General features: G+C 68.1%; 2 protein-coding genes and 2 pseudogenes. All 4 read left to right on the top strand.

The window, feature by feature from the left end:
• A pseudogene (locus tag ACFMO5_RS08160) lies at window positions 1–647 on the top strand (hypothetical protein); the annotation flags it as partial.
• A 58-nt stretch (window positions 648–705) separates the two neighbouring features.
• Entirely contained in the window at window positions 706–1,389 is a 684-nt protein-coding gene (locus tag ACFMO5_RS08155) for a hypothetical protein (RefSeq protein WP_376792254.1), read from the top strand.
• A 197-nt stretch (window positions 1,390–1,586) separates the two neighbouring features.
• Window positions 1,587–2,495 carry a hypothetical protein gene (locus ACFMO5_RS08150; RefSeq protein ID WP_376792253.1) on the top strand — a complete coding sequence of 303 codons (909 nt, stop codon included), beginning with the start codon at window positions 1,587–1,589 and terminating at the stop codon, window positions 2,493–2,495.
• 39 nt (window positions 2,496–2,534) lie between these two features.
• A pseudogene (locus ACFMO5_RS08145) lies at window positions 2,535–3,265 on the top strand (hypothetical protein); the annotation flags it as partial.

Here is a 3,265-nt window from a genome sequence, read left to right as displayed (position 1 = left end):
TATTGGCGTGGAGCCTCATCCTGATCCTTCTGGCGGCCGGCTGCTCCCTCCCGGAGGGATCGTCTCTTCTTCCCACTCCTTCGCCAACGCTGACCGTTCCGACCCGCCCAATGGCCGTTTCCCCTTCCCCGCCACCGCCTTCTCCTTCTCTAGCTCCTCACGGAGCCGGTGGGGGCACCGGCTCCCAGCTGACGGGGTCGCCTGTGGCTCCTGCTCCGCTGCCAGCGAAGGAGGGAACCATCCTTTACTTCTCCGCCGGCTGTCCCAATCTGGAGGGGGTGGAGGTCCCGGCGATGTTGACCCGAAAGGAAGCACTGGAAGTTCTCAATCAATTCGCCACAGGGGACCGGGAGCAGAGATTCCAACTGACCGACCCCTCGCTTTGGCCGCTACTCTCATCCGCATCTGAAAAGATGGAGCCTTTTATGGAAGGGAATCTATCGGAGCCTCGGCGCGCGCGGGAATCCCCCTATGCGGATTTGCTGGCGAACGCCTGTGGCGCGGAGGTTCTGGAGGCTTTGTGGTGGGTGGAAGTTTGCCCGGGCTCGCCTCCACCGAATCGGTTCGAGCAATGCCCTCCTGGGATGAGGATGCATCTTTTCTTTATCCGGCGGGGAGGGCGATGGCTCCTATGGGGGATAGGATAAAGGGATGATGTTTCTCCGGTGAGGTCCAGGTGACGCTTCCGTGCAGAGGAGGTTTCCGATGGGATGGCGTAGTCTACGCTTGGGCCTCCTAATCGGGCTGGGGTGGGGGCTGGCGTGCACGCCACCCGGGGGCGCTGTCCCCAGTGCGCCGGGTTCCCCGACGCGCCCGGCCGCCCCGCCCGCTTCCCCCTCGCCGACGGTCTCGCCCTCTCCTTCGCCGACCCCCCGACCGGCTCCCTCCCCCACCCTGGCGGGGCCGCCCACCCTTCTCCCCTTCACCCCACCCCCGGGCTTCGACCCGGCCGTCTATCCGCCACCCACCCCAGCTGCCCCCAACGTCCAGCTCACGTATGCGGCGGCTTGCCCCAACCTGAGCGGGACAGAAATGAGTCCTCCGCCCACCCCGGAGGAGGTGTTGCCGCTCCTGCACGCGCTGGCCTCTGCGGATGCACAGCGCCGCCAACAGGCCACCGACCCCGCCTTCTGGCCGCTGCTGCAAGGGATTCGGTTGGAGGAGGCGCCCGGGCCGGAACAGCTCATGCCCCCTCGTCCGGCCAAGGAGAGCCCGTATGGGGAGCTGCTGGGGAACGGGTGTGGGGAAGCGGTGATGGCGCGCACGTGGTGGGTGGAGGTCTGCCCGGGGCCGTGCGCGAACCCTCAGGCGGCGCGGATGGAGGCGCTGAAGCGGCACGTGTACGTGATCCGCCGTCAGGGGCACTGGCTGATCTGGGCGCTGCGGTGAAGCAGGGCGACAGCGGTCGCAGGGATTGAGCCCTGGTAGGTGGGAGGAATAATGGGGAAAATCACACCGCCTCCTATCCCTAACTCTTCTGACCGATCGGCATTGGCCTGCCCAAGAAGCAGTATGGTGCTTGTTCTGTGTTTTAGGCTGCTGCGGTCAGCAATGGGTCTGTTGAATCTCGAATAGAAGGGGAAGCAATGGAACCTCGAAAGATGGGTTGGGGCAGGTTCTGGTTCCTTGGCGGGCTGGTCTTGGGGCTCCTGGCTTTCCTGGGGGCGATGGCCCTCCTGCCACAAGGCGAGCGATCCCGATCTCCTGCGGCTTCGGGGTGGACCACCCCGGCACCGGCTCCCACGCCCGCCGGGGGCCCGGCTTCGGTCCCGGTGCTCACCCCCCCAGGGGCGGAACCCCCGGCGTATCGCATCACGCCTCCTGTCCGCCCAGGGCGGATCCTTCACTGGGCCTTCCGCCGCCGCTTCTTCGATCCCTCCGCCCCTGATCCCGCCAACGGGCGTGAGATTCACGGGACGCTGACGCTGGAGGTCGGGGCATCTGGAGGGCCTGTCCGGTTTCACGGGCGCTTCGTCCTGGACGACGGCCGTCCCTACGCGGAAATCTGGCGCACCCCCGACCAGGGGTGGGAGCTCCGTCTCCTGGACCCGGGTGGGCCCCGTTGCCATCGCGAGCCGTCCTCCCCGGAGGAGATAGAGTGGACGTTTCCGCTTTTTGTGGATCCGGGGCAGCTGGCTGCGGCCGGGTGGCGGCCGGTGCAAGGGGAAACACCGGCCGTCGAGCTGCCGGTGACCCGAGGGCCGAAGGGCGTGACCGTTGAGCGGGTGATCGGCGAAGGGACGTTGCGTTACTGGGAATGGGCCCAGTCCGGAGCGGATGGAACGGTGGAGCGAGCGTGGATGGCGGTGGGGCCGGAGGGCCAGGTGCGGGCTGTGATCCAAGAGGTGCGGGATCGGGAGGGGAGGCGGCGGATCTATGACGAGCGGGCGTATGGAGCTCTGTGGATCGCCCGGCCGGACCCCCTCTGGGAGCCGATACTCCGTCCCAGCGGGACGATGACGACCGAGTGTGGCGGAAAGGAGGGAACCCCGTGAAAAAAGAACTCCTATTTAGCTGATATAGGGAGGGTGCTCATGCGAGCCGGGAAAGCCCTTCGATCGGTCGCGGTTTGGGGGGTGCTGGCGGTGGGGGTATGGGGGGCCTGCCAACCCTTGCCGCCCTCCGCCCCCTCACCGGCTTCCCCACCGGTCACCCTCCCACCGGCCCCCACACGCCCCTCAGAAGGGGCCACCCCCACCCGGATGGTCCCAAGGGTTCCATCCCCGGCCCCTCCGGCCTGCGCGTTTCAGGAGATCCCGGATCCCGAGAACCTCACACCGGCCGATCGCGCCCTGCTGCCGGATCCCACCCGCTGGCGGTGGGAACCCCTCTCGGCGGAGGGACGCCCCCTGCGGGGGATCCGCGGCCTGATCCAGCCGCCTCTCCCCTGGCAGATCCGGGAGGAAGGGGCTGCGCTGGAAGTGTGGTTGCTCCTGAACCGGATCGCCCGGGCCATCCAGGTGGCGGTGGATCTGCAAGGGGAGGCCCATCGGCGGTTGCATCCAGAGAGCCCCTGGGATATCTTCCTGAGCCCGGAGCTGATCTTCCAGCCCCACGTGCGGAAAGCGGCCTGGGAGCTCTGGGTGCCGCGGGCGGCGGCCCAACTGCGGGCGCGGCAAGAGGCCTTCCCCGCAGACCGCATCGGCGCCCAGCGGCTGCGGGTGACGCCGGAGGGGCGGGTGGGGCTGGAGGATCCGGCCCGCGGCGGTTTTCGGGATCTGAGGGCGCCGGCGCCGATGGGGGAGGCGTTGGTGATGACCGGGAC

This window comes from Thermoflexus sp. (genome assembly GCF_042408365.1).
Classification (GTDB): domain Bacteria; phylum Chloroflexota; class Anaerolineae; order Thermoflexales; family Thermoflexaceae; genus Thermoflexus.
Note: the sequence above shows the minus strand (reverse complement) of the source record. Positions and strands in the feature narration are given on the sequence as shown.

Excerpts from the sequence above, each read along its gene's own strand:
- ACFMO5_RS08155 (WP_376792254.1), top strand. The coding sequence starts at position 706 with ATGGGATGGCGTAGTCTACGCTTGGGCCTCCTAATCGGGCTGGGGTGG.
- ACFMO5_RS08150 (WP_376792253.1), top strand. The coding sequence starts at position 1,587 with ATGGAACCTCGAAAGATGGGTTGGGGCAGGTTCTGGTTCCTTGGCGGG.